Annotated in this window: 10 protein-coding genes; 6 read left to right on the plus strand and 4 right to left on the minus strand. The window is 68.9% G+C overall.

Annotated features, from left to right (window positions below; all coding sequences use genetic code 11):
- Positions 1-64 precede the first annotated feature (64 nt).
- The 5 genes from E7V67_016895 (at position 65) to E7V67_016915 (ending at position 9,077) form a co-directional block, all read left to right on the plus strand.
- Entirely contained in the window at positions 65-883 is an 819-nt protein-coding gene (locus E7V67_016895) for a carotenoid biosynthesis protein (GenBank protein ID WUR11388.1), read from the plus strand.
- Positions 883-2,247 (plus strand): oxygenase MpaB family protein, encoded by a 1,365-nt coding sequence (locus E7V67_016900; protein WUR11389.1) that lies wholly within the window; start codon positions 883-885, stop codon positions 2,245-2,247. The genes E7V67_016895 and E7V67_016900 overlap by 1 nt, the downstream gene beginning before the upstream one ends.
- Positions 2,244-5,717 (plus strand): response regulator, encoded by a 3,474-nt coding sequence (locus E7V67_016905; protein ID WUR11390.1) that lies wholly within the window; start codon positions 2,244-2,246, stop codon positions 5,715-5,717. The genes E7V67_016900 and E7V67_016905 overlap by 4 nt, the downstream gene beginning before the upstream one ends.
- Positions 5,714-6,619 (plus strand): diguanylate cyclase, encoded by a 906-nt coding sequence (locus E7V67_016910; GenBank protein ID WUR11391.1) that lies wholly within the window; start codon positions 5,714-5,716, stop codon positions 6,617-6,619. The genes E7V67_016905 and E7V67_016910 overlap by 4 nt, the downstream gene beginning before the upstream one ends.
- Positions 6,620-6,719: 100 nt before the next feature.
- Positions 6,720-9,077: a DNA polymerase II gene (locus E7V67_016915; GenBank protein WUR11392.1), complete on the plus strand. Its 2,358-nt coding sequence runs from the start codon at positions 6,720-6,722 to the stop codon at positions 9,075-9,077.
- A 94-nt stretch (positions 9,078-9,171) separates the two neighbouring features.
- Here the strand turns inward: E7V67_016915 and E7V67_016920 are convergent, their stop codons facing one another.
- The 4 genes from E7V67_016920 to E7V67_016935 form a co-directional block, all read right to left on the minus strand.
- On the minus strand, positions 9,172-9,858 hold the full coding sequence (locus E7V67_016920; protein ID WUR11393.1) for an HAD family phosphatase: 687 nt from the start codon (positions 9,856-9,858) through the stop codon (positions 9,172-9,174).
- A 67-nt stretch (positions 9,859-9,925) separates the two neighbouring features.
- Positions 9,926-11,566 carry a DUF5597 domain-containing protein gene (locus E7V67_016925; GenBank protein ID WUR11394.1) on the minus strand — a complete coding sequence of 547 codons (1,641 nt, stop codon included), beginning with the start codon at positions 11,564-11,566 and terminating at the stop codon, positions 9,926-9,928.
- Positions 11,566-14,664 carry a TonB-dependent receptor gene (locus tag E7V67_016930; GenBank protein ID WUR11395.1) on the minus strand — a complete coding sequence of 1,033 codons (3,099 nt, stop codon included), beginning with the start codon at positions 14,662-14,664 and terminating at the stop codon, positions 11,566-11,568. Before E7V67_016930 ends, E7V67_016925 begins: the two co-directional genes overlap by 1 nt.
- Before the next feature lie 252 nt (positions 14,665-14,916).
- Positions 14,917-15,303 carry a cupin domain-containing protein gene (locus E7V67_016935; GenBank protein WUR11396.1) on the minus strand — a complete coding sequence of 129 codons (387 nt, stop codon included), beginning with the start codon at positions 15,301-15,303 and terminating at the stop codon, positions 14,917-14,919.
- Between the two features lie 173 nt (positions 15,304-15,476).
- Between E7V67_016935 and E7V67_016940 the strand changes: the two genes are divergently transcribed.
- Positions 15,477-16,316, plus strand: coding sequence for an alpha/beta hydrolase (locus tag E7V67_016940; GenBank protein WUR11397.1), 840 nt, complete (start codon positions 15,477-15,479; stop codon positions 16,314-16,316).
- Positions 16,317-16,407 lie beyond the last annotated feature (91 nt).

Consider the following 16,407-nt stretch of genomic DNA (forward strand, 5'->3'; position numbering starts at 1 on the left):
AAGCCGCCACGATCTGGCCGACAATGTGGGCCGCGGCGCAATACTATCGATACAGGGATCCGGGATGAACCGACTGCTGACCAAACTGCCACTTCTCAACTACGCGCTGGCGCTCGTGCTGGCCGCCGTGCTGCTCACGCGCGGCCAGTCCGATACCACCGCGCTCTTGATCGTCAGCTCGATCGTCATGTTCGCCGTCTGCTGGAGCAGCGCGATCCACCTCTTGGGCGGGCGCGCCGCGCTGCACTTCGTGCTGATCGCCGTCGTCATCGGCTGGGGCGCCGAGCAGCTGGGCTCCTCGTACGGCTGGTTCTTCGGCAGCTACACCTATACCGACGTGCTGGGCCCGACCGTCGGCGACGTCCCCGTCGTCATCCCGCTGATGTGGTTCGCGCTGACCTACATCGCCTATGTGATCTCCAACCTGATCGTCTGGCAGGCGCCCAGCGACGGCATCGCGCCGCTGGCGCAGGACATCACGATGTCGCTGCTGGCGGCGATGATCGTCACCGCCTACGACCTGGGCGCCGACCCGTACATGGTGTTCGTGCTGGAGGCCTGGATCATGGAGATGAAGGACGGCTGGTGGTTCGGCGAGACGGTGCAGGGCTTCGTCGGCTGGATGCTGGTCTCGTTCGTCATCGTGTTCCTGTTCCGCCTGTCGCTGCGCCGGCACCCGCCGGCCGCCGCGCTGCCGGTCAGCCGCCGCCACGTGCTGGTGCCGCTGTTCATCTACGGCGCCAACATGGCGTTCCAGATGGCCGCCGGCCATCCGGTCGAGACCCGCACCATCGCCTTCTTCGCGATGGGCATCCCGCTGCTGTCCGCGCTGTGCGGCTACGCGCGCTGGCAGCGCCCGCTGACCGCGCGGGGAGAGCTGTGATGGGTGCGGCACCGCTGCAGGCACTGGCCACGTCGCCCGAGCTGCGTGCCGACCCGCTGGCCGACGATACCGTCGCCCGTGTCATCGACGCCTGCGACTCGCCGTCCGGCCCCTGGACCGCGATCGGCATCGTCAACCGCGAACTGGCGCGCTGGCAGACCAACGCCGACCTGGTGGACTGGCGCGCCAGTCCGGGCACGCCAGCCGCCATCGCCGCCGCGCTGGAAGCCTACGTGCGCGCCGGCAGCGCCCTGCCCGACTGGGCCGACATCGGCAAGATCGGCCGCGCCGAAGAGCTGTTCATGGAAATGAGCATGGTCTCGTGCGCGCTGCTGTTCTGCGCCAGCCTGCCCGAATGCTACGTATTGCCGGACCTGGCCGGCGTGCTGCACACGGCGGGCCAGCTGGAACAGCATACCGACTACCGCGTGCGCAGCACGGCCGCGATGATCTTCCCCGTGATGATGCGCGGCGGCCTGACGACGCCGGAAGGCGCCGGTGTCGCCCAGGTGCTGAAGGTGCGCCTGATCCATGCCACCATCCGCCACCTGATCCTGCGCACCAACCCGGCGCGCGTCGTGGCCGGCAACGAGCGCCCCGTGATCGCGGCCCGGCGCATGCACGGCCAGGGCCTGTACGACACGCTGTACGCCAACGGCTGGGACACGGCCCGGCACGGCCTGCCCTGCAACCAGCAGGAGCTGGCCTACACGCTGCTGACCTTCCACTACGTGTTCCTGCGCGGCCTGCACGGCCTGGGCATCCCGTTCCGCCCCGAGGACGAGGAGGCCTACCTGCACGCCTGGAACGTGATGGGCCACGTGCTGGGCATCGAGCGGGCCCTGATGCCCGCCTCGATGGCCGAAGCCAAGCAGCTGTTCCACCAGCTGCAGCAGCGCGGCCGCACGCAGTCCTGGCTGCCCGACCCGCGCCCCGGCCTGGGTGGCGCGCTGATGAACATGATGGCCAACGAGATCCCGCTGCCCTCCTTCAAGGCCTTCCCCGTGCTGCTGACGCGCCACCTGTGCGGCGGCGCCACCTCGAAAGACCTGGGACTGAACCGCTGCGTGGGCCTGCCCACCTGGGTGGCCTTCCTGGTGACGATGGGGGTCACGCGCGCCGTCGACTGGACCGTGCGCCGCTTCGTGCCGCAGTTCTCGCTGTGCCGCATGGTGACGCGCGCCGTCGGTTACCGCTTCACGGTCCGCATGCTGATGAGCGAGACCCGGCCGCTGAAGCTGCCGTCGACCCTGCTCAACCAGGTCAACACGGCCGTGCACTCGTGGGAACGCGATCCCAAGGCACCGCGCTGGGTCAACCGGCTGGAGGCGAAGCTGGCGGGCCGGCGTCAGGAAGCCGCATGACGCGGAGCGCGGCATACCGACCGCTCGCCACGCTCGCCACCGTCTTGTGCGCCCTGTGCTGCTGGCTGGGCGGCCAGCTGCTGGCGCAAGCCGCCGTGGCGGCGCCGGCGCCGCTGGTGGTCGATCCGAACGTGGGCGTCATCGACGCCTGGCCTGCCCTGACCGTGCTGGACGACCCGCGCGGCGAGCTGACACCGGCACAGGCGCTGGCCGCCGCCGACCGCTTCACGGCGCCGCGCACGGCCAACGCCACGCTGGGCGTCGAGCCGCACCTGGTGTGGCTGCGCATCCCCATCAGCGTGCCGCCCGGCGGCGACACGCACCGTGTACTGGCGATCGACTACGCGTTGCTGAACCGGGTCGACGTCTACCTGGCCACCGGCAACCGCATCCTGCCGCACCCGCCGACCGGCAACCTGCTGCCGGCCGGCCAGCGCGGCCTGTCCGGCCGCGTGCCGGCCGTCTCGCTGCACCTGACGCCCGGCGCCAACCACACGATCCTGGTGCGGGCGCAGACGTCCGCCCCGATCCTGCTGCCGATCCAGCTGTACACGCCGGAAGCGTTCCACGCCGCCGCGCTGGACGAGCACATGCTGCAGGGCCTGATGCTGGGCCTGGCCGTGTGCCTGCTGCTGTACAGCCTGGCGCAGTGGGCCAACCTGCGCGAGCCGCTGTTCGGCAAGTACGCCCTGCTGGTCGGCGGCGTGACGCTGTATTCCGCCGACTTCTTCGGCATCGGCGCGCAATACCTGTGGCCCGGCAATGCGTGGATGACGCAGCATGCCGGCGGCCTGCTGTCGCTGGCCGCCTCCTGCGGCGCCTACCTGTTCGTGCAGCAGGCGCTGGCGCGGCCCGGCATGGATCGCGTCTACAGCCGCCTGATGCGCATCGGCGCCGGCCTGTGCGTGCTGACGGCCATCGGCTTCGCGTTCGACCTGATCGACGTCGAGACGCTGGTGCTGTTCATCAGCACCCTGGGCATCATGCCGATGTTGCTCGGCCTGCCGAAGGCGTTTGCCCGGGCCCGCCGCGGCGATACCGTCGGCAGCTATTTCCTGGTCGGCTGGTCGATCAGTTTCGTCTCGTCGGTGATCCTGACCCTCGTCTTCAAGGGCCTGTTGGGCGCGAATTTCTGGACCATGCACGCGCTGCAGTTCGGCAGCACCATCGACATGCTGCTGTTCATGCGCATCCTGGGCCTGCGCACCAAGGCGATGCAGAATGCCATGCTGCGCGCCGAAGAAGCCACGCGCATGAAGTCCGATTTCCTGGCCAATATGAGCCACGAGATCCGCACGCCGATGAACGCGATCATCGGCATGAGCCGGCTGGCCCTGATGGCCAACCCCAGCCCGAAGCAGCGCAATTACCTGGACAAGATCCTGGGCGCGGGCGAGCACCTGCTGGGCATCATCAACGACATCCTCGACTTCTCCAAGATCGAGGCGGGCAAGCTGGTGCTGGAAGCCGTGCCGTTCGACCTGAACGAGCTGTTCGATCACCTGTCCAACCTGACCGCCATCAAGACCGACGCACGCCGGGTCGAGCTGGTGTTCCGCGTCGGCCGCGGCATTCCGGGCCGGCTGGTGGGCGACCCGCTGCGCCTGGGCCAGGTGCTGATCAACCTGACCAACAATGCCGTCAAGTTCACCGAGGAAGGCGAGATCGTCGTCGCGGTCAGCGTGGCGCAGCGCGCGCCCGGCACGGTCGTGCTGCGTTTCTCCGTCACCGACACGGGCATCGGCATGAACGAGGAACAGCTGGCGCGCCTGTTCCAGTCGTTCAGCCAGGCCGACACCTCGATTACCCGCAAGTACGGCGGCACGGGGCTGGGGCTGTCGATCTCGCAGCAGCTGGTGGAACTGATGGGCGGCCGGATCAAGGTCACCAGCACACCCGGCACCGGCAGCCAGTTCTCGTTCACGGTGCCGCTGGGCGTGGCCGATCCCGGCCAGCAGCCGGTCGCGCCGACGGCGCCGCTGCACAATGCCCGCGTGATGGTCGTGGACGACAGCGCGACCGCGCGCGAGGCGCTGGTGGAAATGCTGGGTTCCCTGGGCGTGCACGCCACCGGCATCGATTCCGGCGAGGGCGCGCTGGCGGAACTGGCGGCCGCGATGCTGGCCGGGAACCCGTATCAGGTCGTGCTGATGGATTACATGATGCCGGGCTGGGATGGCGTCGAGACGATCCGCCGCATCCGCTCCGACCGCCGCTTCACGGCGCCGCCGGCGATCCTGATGATCAGCGCCGCCAGCCGCGACGCGGTGCTGCAGCAGGAAGGGCTGGTGCCGATGAACGGTTTCCTGCACAAGCCGGTCGGCCCGGCCCTGCTGTACCACACGCTGCTGCAGGTGCTGCGGCCCGACCTGGCCGAGCCGGGCGACGACGGACGGCAGGCGCCGCAGCCGGTGCGCGCCGACCTGACGCGCCTGGACGGCGCGCGCATCCTGCTGGTCGAGGACAATGCCAACAACCGCGAGGTGGCGCTGGACTTCCTGGCCGCCGCGCGCATGCAGGTGGACGTGGCCGTGCACGGCGCCGACGCGGTACGCATGGTGGCCGAGGGCGACTACGACCTGGTGCTGATGGACATCCAGATGCACGTGATGGACGGCCTGACGGCCACCCGCGAGATCCGCGCCAGCATCGGCGCGCGCGAACTGCCGATCGTGGCGATGACGGCGCACGCGATGGCGGGCGATCGCGAACGCAGCCTGGCCGCCGGCATGAATGACCATATCACCAAGCCGATCGATCCCGACCAGCTGTTCCGCACCCTGCTGAAGTGGATACCGCCGGGCCGGCTGGCCGGACGCAGCCTGGCGGCGTTGCCGCCGGCGGACCTGCCCGATGCTGGCGCGACGGCGAGCCTGCCCGCCATCGACGGTGTCGACTGGACCCGCGCCGGCACCGGCGGCGAACACTGGCAGGCGCGCCTGTTCAAGCGCATCCGCAGCTTCCGCGGCGAGTACGACGGCGCCGCGCAGCAGGTGCGCGATGCGGTCGCCGCCCGCACGCCGGCGTCCCTGCAGGGGCTGGCGCACACCCTGAAGGCCAGCGCCGCCTACATCGGCGCTTGGCGCGTGGCCGGGCTGGCGGACCAGCTGGAGCAGGAACTGCGCGGCCCGGCGCGCACCGAACGCGCGCTGGCCCTGGCCGGCGAGCTGGCGGACGCGCTGGAGCCTTTGCTGGCCGGGCTGGCACAGGCCGAGCCGCCCGCCCCGGCCGCGCCGGCGCAGGCGGACGCCGGTGAGCTGATCCGGCTGCTGGCGGGCTACCTGCGCAGCGACGACGCACGCGCGGAGGACGTCGCGCAGGCCCTGCAGGCGCTGCTGGCCGACAGCCCGCACGGCGGCCTGGTCGCCACCGTTGCGCGCGCCATCGACGACATCGAATATGATGCAGCCCTGGCGCCACTGGCCACGCTGGCGCAGGCCCTGGACGTGAACATGGAAGAAAACGCATGAATGGTGTGGAAACACAGAAGGTGCTGATCGCGGACGACGATCCGATCAACCGGCAGGTGCTGGCGGAGCTGCTGAAACCGGAATACACGGTCCTGCTGGCGAAGAACGGCGAGCAGGCGCTGGAGCGCGCGGCGCGCCACACGCCCGACCTGATCCTGCTGGACGTGATGATGCCGGACCTGGACGGCTTCGAAGTGCTGCGCCGGCTGCGTGCCGATCCCGTCACGGCGGCCATCGCGATCATCTTCATTTCCGGCCTGGATCGCCCCGAGGACGAGGCCAACGGCCTCAAGATGGGCGCGGCCGACTACATCGCCAAGCCGTTCAACGCCACCGTCGTGATGGCGCGCGTGGCACTGCACCTGCAGGTGGTACGCCAGCAGCGCCTGCTGGAACACCTGGCCCACGTGGACGCGCTGACCGGCCTGGCCAACCGCCGTCGCTTCGACGAGGCCCTGGCGGCCGAGTGGCAGCGCGCGCGCGACAGCGGCTCGCCGCTGTCGCTGGCACTGGTCGACGTCGACAGTTTCAAACAATACAACGACCACTACGGCCACCCGGCCGGCGACCGCGCGCTGCGCGCCGTGGCGCGCGTGGCCGCCGCCGCCGCCCATCGCCCCGGCCACCTGGCGGCCCGCTACGGTGGCGAGGAGCTGGTGCTCCTGATGCCGGACACGGACGCGGCGCTGGCCCGGCAGGTGGTGCGCGAACTGGCGGACGCCCTGGCCGAGCTGGCGATCCCGCACGCCGCCGCAGCGGCCGCACCCGTGCTGACGATCAGCGCGGGCGGCGCCACCCTGCTGCCCGGCGAAACGGCCGGCGACCTGTTCGCCGCAGCCGACGCGCATCTGTATCGCGCCAAGCAGACGGGGCGCAACCGGACGGCGTGGCGCGAGATTTGACCCCTGGTGACAGGCACCGATCCTCGAGTCGAAGACTGGCAGATCGGTGCCTGTCACCAATGTCTTACACTACGGGGTTTTGAGACCCCGAGAGCAGCGCTTGACCACCCCACCCCAGGGCTTTCTCCTGACGCGCCACTGGCGCGACACCGAGGCCGGCACGGAAGTCGACTTCTGGCTGGCCACCGATGACGGCCCGCGCCACCTCCGGCTGCCGCCGCAGCCGTCGGTCGCCTTCGTGCCCGCCGAGCAGGAAGCGATGGCGCAGGCAGTGCTGCGCGGCCAGCCGGGTTGGGAACTGCGCCCGCTGGCGCTGCGCGATTTCCGCCACCGTCCGGTGCTGGGCCTGTACTGCCAGCAGTACCGCCACCTGCTGAAGCTGGAGAAACGCCTGCGCGAGCATGGCGTGGACGTGTACGAGGCCGACGTGCGCCCGCACGAGCGTTACCTGATGGAGCGCTTCATCACCGCTCCTGTCACGTTTGCCGGCACGCCGCAAGGCGAGCTGCTGGTGGACGCGCACCTGAAACCGGCCAGCGGCTACCGGCCGCGCCTGCGCCTGTGCTCCCTCGACATCGAAACGACGGCGCACGGCGAGCTGTATTCGATCGCGCTGCAAGGCTGCGGCCGGCGTGACGTCTACATGCTGGGCGAGCCGCCCGCCAATGCGCCGGCAGTCGACTTCACGCTGGAATACTGTGCCACCCGGCCGCTGCTGCTGGAACGCCTGAACGAGTGGATCGCGCGCCACGACCCGGACGCGATCATCGGCTGGAACGTGGTGCAGTTCGACCTGCGCGTGCTGCGCCAGCACGCCGAACAATACGGCATCCCGCTGCGCCTGGGGCGCGACGGCAGCGCGCTGGAATGGCGCGAACACCCGCGCCAGCAGCACTATTTCGCGGCCGCCGCCGGCCGCCTGATCGTCGACGGCATCGAGGCGCTGCGCTCGGCCACCTGGAGCTTCCCCTCGTTCAGCCTGGAGCACGTGGCGCAAGCGCTGCTGGGCGAAGGCAAGGCGATCGACAACCCGTACGACCGGATGGCCGAGATCGACCGCATGTTCGCCGAGGACAAGCCGGCGCTGGCGCGCTACAACCTGCAGGACTGCGAGCTGGTCACCCGCATCTTCGCGCACACGCAACTGCTCGAATTCCTGCTCGAGCGCGCCAGCGTGACGGGCCTGCCTGCCGACCGCAGCGGCGGCTCGGTCGCCGCGTTCGAGCACCTGTACATGCCGCTGATGCACCGGCGCGGCTTCGTGGCGCCCAACCTGGGCGACGTGCCGAACGAAGACAGCCCGGGCGGCTTCGTGATGGACTCGCGCTCCGGCCTGTACGACTCCGTGCTGGTGCTGGACTATAAAAGCCTGTACCCGTCCATCATCCGCACCTTCCTGATCGACCCGGTTGGACTCATCGAGGGCCTGCGCGCGCCCGAGCAGGAGACGGTGCCGGGGTTTCGCGGTGCCCGCTTCGCCCGCGCGGGCCACTGCCTGCCCGCCATCGTCGGCCAGATCTGGCAGGGCCGCGAGGCCGCCAAGCGCGAACGCAACGCGCCGCTGTCGCAGGCGCTGAAGATCATCATGAATGCCTTCTACGGCGTGCTGGGATCGTCCGGCTGCCGCTTCTTCGACCCGCGCCTGGCGTCGTCGATCACGATGCGCGGCCACGAGATCATGCACCGCACGCGCGAGCTGATCGAGGCGCAAGGCTATCCCGTCATCTATGGCGATACCGACTCCACCTTCGTCTGGCTCAAGCGCGGCCACGGCGCGGACGAGGCGGACGCCATCGGCCGCGCCCTGGTCGCCCACGTCAACGAGTTCTGGCGCACGCACCTGCAGGCCACGTTCGGGCTGGCCAGCGCGCTCGAGCTGCAGTACGAAACCCACTACCGCCGCTTCCTGATGCCCACCGTGCGCGACTCCGAAGAGGGCAGCAAGAAGCGCTACGCCGGCCTGGTGCTGCGCCCGGACGGCAGCGAGCACGTGGTTTACAAGGGCCTGGAGACGGTGCGTACCGACTGGACGCCGCTGGCACAGCAGTTCCAGCAGGCCCTCTACCTGCGCATCTTCAAGGGGGAGCCATACCGCGATTACGTGCGCGATTATGCCGAGCGCATGCTGCGCGGGGAGCTGGACGAGCTGCTGGTCTACCGCAAGCGGCTGCGCCGCCCGCTCGACGAGTACGAGCGCAACGTGCCGCCACACGTGCGCGCCGCTCGCGTGGCTGACGACTACAACGCCGCGCAGGGCCGCCCGCTGCAGTACCAGAACCGCGGCTGGATCCGCTACGTGATGACGACGGCCGGCCCGGAACCGCTGGAGACGCGGCGATCGGCGATCGACTACGCGCATTACCTGGAGCGCCAGTTGCAACCGGTGGCCGATGCCATCCTGCCCTTCCTGGGCGACAGTTTTACCTTGCTGACGAGCCGGCAGCGCACCTTGTTCTAGGTCCAGGCGGATCAGCCAAGACCCACGGTGACAGGCACCCATCTCAGGGTCGCAGACCCTGAGATGGGTGCCTGTCACCAGGGGTTTCGTGGGTTTAACGCCAACTTGCCTGCAACGCCCGCCACGCATCCTCGTCGGCCGGATCGAAGCCCTGCCCGGCCAGCGCATGCAGGGCCGGATCGGCACTGAGCGCAATGACGGCCATGCCGGCGGCGCGCGCCGCGCGGATGCCATTGGCACTGTCCTCGAAAGCGACGCAGGCGGCCGGTGCGCGGCCGTGCAGCGCCGCCGCGCGCAGGTAGACGTCCGGCGCCGGCTTCGGGTGCGCCACCTCGTCGCCGCTGCACAGGTGCGTGAAACGGTGGCGCAGGTCGAGCTGCTCCAGGGCGGCGGCGATGATGCGCGGGTGCGAGTTCGAGACCAGCGTCTGCGCCACGCCCCGGCTGCCCAGCCAGCGGCAGAAGCGCACGGCCGATGCCGCAGGCTGCGCACTCGCCAGATGTGCCAGCACGTAATCGACGGTCGCATCGTACCAGGCGGCATACCGCGCCGGCAGGCCATCGTCGCCGGCGCCACCGAACAGGGCGCGGTACACTTCCGGACCGCTGGCACCGGCGGGCAGCGGCGGCAATGCCGCCAGCGCCAGCCCTTGCGACGCGCAGGCGTGCAGGATCGACGCGTCGTGCACGGGATCGCTGTGGATCAGCGTTCCATCCAGATCCCAGAATACCGGCGCCGCCCCGGGCAGCCTGCCGCCATCGACCATCTTCGTCCCCCTCATGTTCGGCGATGCAAAACGCCACATTAAAAGCCAGGAGGGCGCGCTGTCAACCTGCATCGAAGTGGTATCAACGGAACTTGTAGAGCCGGACCTTCTGTACGGTAAACGCATCACCCGGCAGCCGGATATGCCGTCCCTGGTGCGTCTCGTCGCCGTTCAGCCAGCGCCCCGGTTGCCAGCGCCCGGCGACGAAGCCGCCTTCCGTGGCCTGCAGGATGCCGACGCCCTCGGCCGGTGTGGCCGGGCTCCTGAACGTGACGGTGATGCCGCGCCCCGCCACCAGGAACTCGTCGGCCGAGGTCTGGATGACCAGGCCGCCGCGCGTGTCGTAGTCCGCGCTTTCGGTCTTGCCCCACTGATTGGCGAAGCTGACGTCCAGCAGGTAGCCGCCCAGCGCCGCCTGCGCATTGCCGGTGTCGACCACGCCGTCGTACGATACGTCGGGACGAAAGCCGCGCATGCGCCCCTGCCCTTGCGCCGCCAGGATGTGCGGCGCCAGTTGCCGCAGCAGTGCGTAGGCGCCCGGCAGCACGTCCGCCCCGGCGTCGCGGATGTTCTCGATGGCGAACGGGGAAAAGCCGATCGCATCGAGCTCGCCGATGGCCCAGAACGCGTTGGCACCCAGGTCGGCGCGGCCGGCGCGGTTGGCCTCCGGCACGAACAGCGGATTGTCCGGCCGCTTGAACTGGCGCGCCCAATGCGTGAAGTTGGCGAAGTAGGTGTCGATGGCGAGAATGTCGATGGCCGGCCCGGCCGCCTTCCACACGTCGAACAGGTGCGGCAGCGGTCCCGCGCTGGGATACTCGCCAGGCTTCTTGCCGGGCCGGTTCAGCGCCACGTTGACGAACATCGGCAGCGGATACTCGGCCTTGCCGGCGGCCGCCAGCGCATTGGCGAAGCTGGCGTAGTGCCAGGCCTGGAATACCTCCTCGGCCTCGATGGAGGTGCCGAACACCTCGCGCCAGGTGCCGCCCTGGCGCGCGCCCTGCCCTTCCCACAGGCCGCGCACGTGGGGATGGAGCGTGGCGCGATGGGCCTGCAGGTAGCGCAGCAACGCCGTCGGCACCGCTGCGCGCAGCGCGGCATCGGCCAGCACGCCATGGTCGCGCGCGTCCGGCAGCATGCCGATCTCGTTCTCGACCTGTACCATCAGCACGGTGCGCTGCGTATCGACCTGGCGCAGGTGGCGCAGCAGCGCGGCGAATGCCGCCCGGTCGGCCGCCAGGGTGGCGGTGCCGAACGGTGTCAGGATGTCTTGCGGTGCGCCGGTCTTGCTGCGTGCGCGGGGAAAGCGCGCGTTGTCCTGCTTGACCCAGGGCGGCACATAGGTGGACATCGAGTTCTTCCAGGCGCCGAACCACAGCAACACCACGCGGATGTCGTGGGCGCGCGCTTGCTTGAGCATGCCGTCCAGCACCGTGAAGTCGAACGTTCCCTCGACCGGCTCGATCTGGTCCCACTCGACTGGCGCCAGCAGCGTGTTCAGGCCGACGGCTTTCAGCTGGGGCCAAAGCTTCTGCAGGTAGGGCAGGCTGCTGGCGGACGAGTTGTACAGCTCGCCGCCCAGGATGAGGTAAGGCTGGCCCTCCACGATCAGTTGCTGCGTGGGGCGCTCGGTTCCCGTTGTCCGCAGCGCGGGAATCGGCGTCTCGGCCGCTGCGGCGATCGCGCACGCCAGCAGCAGCGCGGTGGCGAGGCAGCGCCGCATCAGAACTTCATCCGCAAGCCCAGCGCAAAGGTGCGGCCCGGGTCGTACTGCGACATCGTCGCGTTGGCGAACTGGAAGTAGCCACGCCGCTTGGCCCGGTTCAGGTTGACGATGTCGAACGTCAGCACGGGCAGGCCGTCGCGGTCGAAGATCTGGTCCAGTTCGAAGCTGGACGAGAAGTCGAGCTGCTTGTAGTCGTCGCCGTACAACGCGGCGGCCGTGATGCCGCTCTGGTTTGCGCTCGCCACCTGACTGCCCTGCGAATAGGTGTGCATGAAACGCAGCATGTAACCGTGATTTTCGTAGTAGATGCCGAAGTTGTTGGTCTTCTTCGGCACGCCCAGCGCGATGAAGCCGCTGCTGCCCTCGCCGCTGGCGCGCTGGTTGATCAGGGTGAGCGTCTCGTTGAAGCCGAAGCCGCGCCACGGCAGCCATTTATCGAGCGGCTGTACCCAGCCCAGCTCCAGGCCGCGGATGCGCAGGATACCGTCCGCGTTGCGCGGCCGCGTCATGACGACAGTGGCGTTGTCCGGGCCGCCGCGTGAGTCGATCGCCAGCTGCTGCGTGGGAATCAGGGTGTTGTAGTTGATGCCGTACGGCGCCAAGGCGGAGAACGGCATCGTGATGTTCTCGTTGACCGTGAAGCCGTTGATGCGCTTCTGGAACAAGGTCAGCGAGACGTAGCCTTCCCGTCCCGTGTACCAGTCCAGGCCCAGGTCGATATTGTCGGACAGGTAGGGCTGCAGCTCGGGGTTGCCCATCGTGCCGACGTCGGCCGACACGGACGAGAAATTGATGCCGGGGCGCAGCGCGTTCGGATCCACCCGCGTCATGCTGCGCGAGGCGGCGGCGCGCAGCACCACGTCCTTGCGCAGGTCCGCGGCCAGCGTCGCCGAGGGCAGCGTGTTGCTGTAGTCGGATGCGCGGTACACCCATTGGTTGATGTTCGGGTACTTGCTGCCGTTGAGGGGCAGGTTGGCGTTGCGCGGGTCGGGCTGCGAGTTCAGCGACCCCACCTGCTGGTTGGTGCGGATGTAGCGCACGCCGGCGTCCCAGCGCAGCGCGTAGCCCGCCAGCGTGGACTCGCCGCTGGCTTCCAGGTAGAGCGCTTTCGACTTCTCGCGGATGTAGCCGGCGCTGGCCCCGGTGGACGAGGCGCCCGCGTCGGGCGCGCTGCCGTTGTAGTAGTCGAAGTTCGAATCCTGGCGGAAGCGGCCCCAGTCCAGCGCCAGCCGGCCGTACGGACCCGGCACCAGGTAGCCCGGCAGCGCCGCCGTGGGGATCAGCGAGCCCTGATAACTGAGCGGCGCATTCTGGCCGGCCGTGTAGCCGGTGCCGTAGCCGGGATACAGCGCGGCTGCGCTGGCGCCCGGGGTGCTGGCGCCGTTGCACGGCGGCGCCCCGTTCGGGCCCTGCAGGAACACGCTGGGGTTGTTGCCGCAGACGGCGGCCTGCCAGGCGGCCGAGTTGTCCTGCGCGCGGATGGTGCGGTCGATGTCGTCCCAGGCGAAGCCGCCCTTGATCGTCAGCGCCTTGTCGCCCCAGGCCAGGTTGGCGCGGATGCCCTTGGTCTGGGTTTCGCGCAGCTCGTTCTGGATGTTGACCCGCCCGCCCGTCCATTGGTAGCTGGCCGGATCGTTCAGGTCGAGGCTGGAGACGATGGCCGGCACGCCGCCGTCGTTGGTGTAGCTGATCGTGTTGCCGCTGTTCGGCGCCGTGATCGGCATCACGGTGGGCGCCATGTGCGTGAAGCGGCTGCGGTTCCAGTTGGCCTGCGCATCCAGCGCCAGCTTCGGCGCGATCTGCCATTCCATGCCGGGATTGATGCCGAGCAGGTCCACCTTGTCGCGGCGCGGGCCGAATTCGATGAAGTTGAGCGCATTGGCGTACGTGCCGGACGTGACCACGCAGCCGTTGGCGCAGTCGCCGCGGTCCACCTGCATTTCGAGCGGGATCGAGGCGTTGTTGCGCACGGCCCAGGTGTAGGCATTGCGCTGCATGTCGTCGTCCTTCTTGCTGTACATGGTGTCCAGGTAGAAGCGCAGGTTCTCGCCAGGGCGGTACTCGGCCGCGAACACCGTCGAGATCTTGTCGCGCGTGCCGTAGTACTCCATCGCGCGACCCAGGCGCGGCACGATGGCGTGGTCGATCTGGTCGATCGTCAGGCCAGGGTTATGCGACAGCAGGAAGGCCTGGTCGATCACGCTGCCTGCGACCAGGCCATTGCCGGCGTTGACCGGCACGGTGGCGGGGATCGTCCAGTTGCCGCCGCCCGTGGCGTTGCGGGCCGGCGAATTGCTTTGCGCCGCCGTCAGGTTCGGGTTGGTCCAGCCCACGGTCTCGAAGCCACGCGTGCGCGCCTGCTGGCGCGAGAACGACACGCCGCCCAGGATGCCGAATTTGCCGTCCCACGTCTGGCTGGCCAGCAGCGAGCCGCGCAGGCCGGCCTTGTCGGCGATCTGCTGCTTGGTGCCGGTCAGGCTGGCCGAGAGCTGGCGTCCTTCCTTGTCGAACGGGCGCGCGCTGCGCAGGTTGACGACGCCGGCCGCGCCGCCCTCGATCATGCCGGCCGTCGGGCTCTTGCTGACGGTGAGCTTGGTGAACAGGTCGGTCGGCAGCAGGTCCAGGTCCACTTCGCGGTTGGTGTTGGCCCCGTCGATGGGGCCGGACGAGGCGACGGCCACCGGCGCATTGTTCAACAGGATCTTGGTAAAGCTGGAACCGAGGCCGCGGATCTGGATCGTCATGCCCTCGCCCGTCACGTCCCGGCCGACCTGCACGCCCGGCACGCGGCTGAGCGATTCGGCGATGTTCTTGTCGGGGAACTTGCCGAAGTCCTCGGCATTGATGGAGTCCTGGAAGCCGACGGCCTCCTTCTTGTCCTTGGCCGACGACAGCAGGCTGTTGCGGTAGCCGGTGACCTGGACCGTCTGCAGCGCATTGGTAGCGTTATCTTCAGCCCCCGCGGAAGAGCCGGAGGTGGTCGTTTCCTGGCCATGGGCCTGGGTGATCAGGCCGGCCATCACGGTCAGGCCGAATACGACGCGCGCGCGCCGGCGGCGGGCGCGCGGGCCGCCCTCTCGATGGTTCTGCAACATGGTTTGTCTCCTGTTTTTTTATCGATGGCGGCGCTCCTCCCGTGTCGGCCGGCGGTAACGCAGCGATTCGAGTGTAGGAGCGCAAAAATGCAAAGTCAACATCTTTTACCATCAAATGTTATACGCAACCATTACCAAGCGGCAGAGGCTGGGATGGGGACATGGCACGGCAGAGGGGGAAGAGAAAGTGCCCGGAGGCGGTGGGAGACACCACGGCGACGGGCGCCGCCGTGGCAAAAAACTTACAGCGGATCAGTGGCCGTGCTGCGCTTCGTACTCGTCCGCCTCGGCCTTGGTCAGGTGGATCGCGCCGTCCGGATGCTCGGGCGGCGTGTACAGGGTGTACAGGTGCAGCAGCTCGTCCTGCGAGGTGTTGATGACGTTGTGGGTGGTGCCGGCCGGGATGACGACGGCGACGCCGTCCTCCAGCTTGTGCTCCTCGCCATCCAGGATCGCCACCCCGTGGCCGGATTCCACGCGGATGAACTGGTCGTGGCCTTCGTGCCGCTCCTCGCCGATTTCGTCGCCCGGCTGCAGCGCCATGACGACCAGCTGGCTGCGCTCGGTGGTGTAGAGGACGTTGCGGAACGCCGTATTGGCCAAGGTTTTTTGTTCGAGATTGATGCTGAAACCGGACATGGGATCTCCCTGCTGAAAAAAACGATACCGCCTTTGTACCACACCGGCGCCTTCGGCGTCGCGTACCCACCCATCCGGGGGAGGCGCGCGCCGGCCTTCGGTGCCGTAGACGGCGGGCGGGCCGGTTGCCGACAATGGCAAGGTCACTCCCCCTGTCACCGAAAGGACATCCCATGACGACCACCCGCACCATCAATACCGTCACCGCGCGCGACGGCACGCTGATCCGCTACACCGACTGGGGCGACGGCCCCGCCGTCGTCTTCAGCCACGGCTGGCCGCTGCAGGGCGACGCCTGGGAAGACCAGATGATGTTCCTGGCCGAGCACGGCTACCGCGTGATCGCGCACGACCGCCGCGGCCACGGCCTGTCGAGCAAACCCTGGCACGGCAACGACATGAACACCTACGCCGACGACCTGGCCACCCTGCTGGACGCGCTGGACATCAGGAGCGCGATGCTGGTGGGTCACTCCACGGGCGGCGGCGAGGTCGCGCGCTACATCGGCCGCCACGGCACCGGGCGCGTCACGCGTGCCGTGCTGGTGGGCGCCGTCACGCCGCGCATGCTGAAGGGCCCGGACAATCCGGAAGGCGTGCCGATGGAAGTCTTCGACGCCATCCGCGCCGGCGTGCAGGCCGACCGCGCCCAGTACTTCAAGGACCTGACGGTACCGTTCTACGGTTATAACCGCGCCGGCGCCAAGGAATCGGCCGGCGTGCGCGAGACCTTCTGGCTGCAGGGCATGCAATGCAGCATCCGCAGCGCCTACGCCTGCATCAAGCAGTTCTCGGAAACGGATTTTTCTGAAGACCTGCAGAAGATGACGATCCCGACCCTGGTCGTGCACGGCGACGACGACCAGATCGTGCCGCTGGCCGCCACCGGCCGCCGCGCGGTCGAGCTGCTGCCGCAGGGCCGCCTGGTCGTCTACGAAGGCGCCCCGCACGGCCTGCCGACCACCCACAAGGACAAACTGAACGCCGAGCTGCTGGCCTTCCTGAAGTCCTGACCCGCCCTACTGCCGAGCCCGTGTCCCACCCCGGGGTCAGTCACCCAAGCGGGACACGGACTCGGCAATATCGCCGCGGCGCCACAGCCGT

This window comes from [Empedobacter] haloabium (assembly GCA_008011715.2).
In the GTDB taxonomy this organism is placed as follows: Bacteria; Pseudomonadota; Gammaproteobacteria; order Burkholderiales; family Burkholderiaceae_D; genus Rugamonas; species Rugamonas haloabia.

Excerpts from the sequence above, each read along its gene's own strand:
- E7V67_016895 (WUR11388.1), top strand. The coding sequence starts at position 65 with ATGAACCGACTGCTGACCAAACTGCCACTTCTCAACTACGCGCTGGCG.
- E7V67_016900 (WUR11389.1), top strand. The coding sequence starts at position 883 with ATGGGTGCGGCACCGCTGCAGGCACTGGCCACGTCGCCCGAGCTGCGT.
- E7V67_016905 (WUR11390.1), top strand. The coding sequence starts at position 2,244 with ATGACGCGGAGCGCGGCATACCGACCGCTCGCCACGCTCGCCACCGTC.
- E7V67_016910 (WUR11391.1), top strand. The coding sequence starts at position 5,714 with ATGAATGGTGTGGAAACACAGAAGGTGCTGATCGCGGACGACGATCCG.
- E7V67_016920 (WUR11393.1), bottom strand. The coding sequence starts at position 9,858 with ATGAGGGGGACGAAGATGGTCGATGGCGGCAGGCTGCCCGGGGCGGCG.
- E7V67_016925 (WUR11394.1), bottom strand. The coding sequence starts at position 11,566 with ATGCGGCGCTGCCTCGCCACCGCGCTGCTGCTGGCGTGCGCGATCGCC.
- E7V67_016930 (WUR11395.1), bottom strand. The coding sequence starts at position 14,664 with ATGTTGCAGAACCATCGAGAGGGCGGCCCGCGCGCCCGCCGCCGGCGC.
- E7V67_016935 (WUR11396.1), bottom strand. The coding sequence starts at position 15,303 with ATGTCCGGTTTCAGCATCAATCTCGAACAAAAAACCTTGGCCAATACG.
- E7V67_016940 (WUR11397.1), top strand. The coding sequence starts at position 15,477 with ATGACGACCACCCGCACCATCAATACCGTCACCGCGCGCGACGGCACG.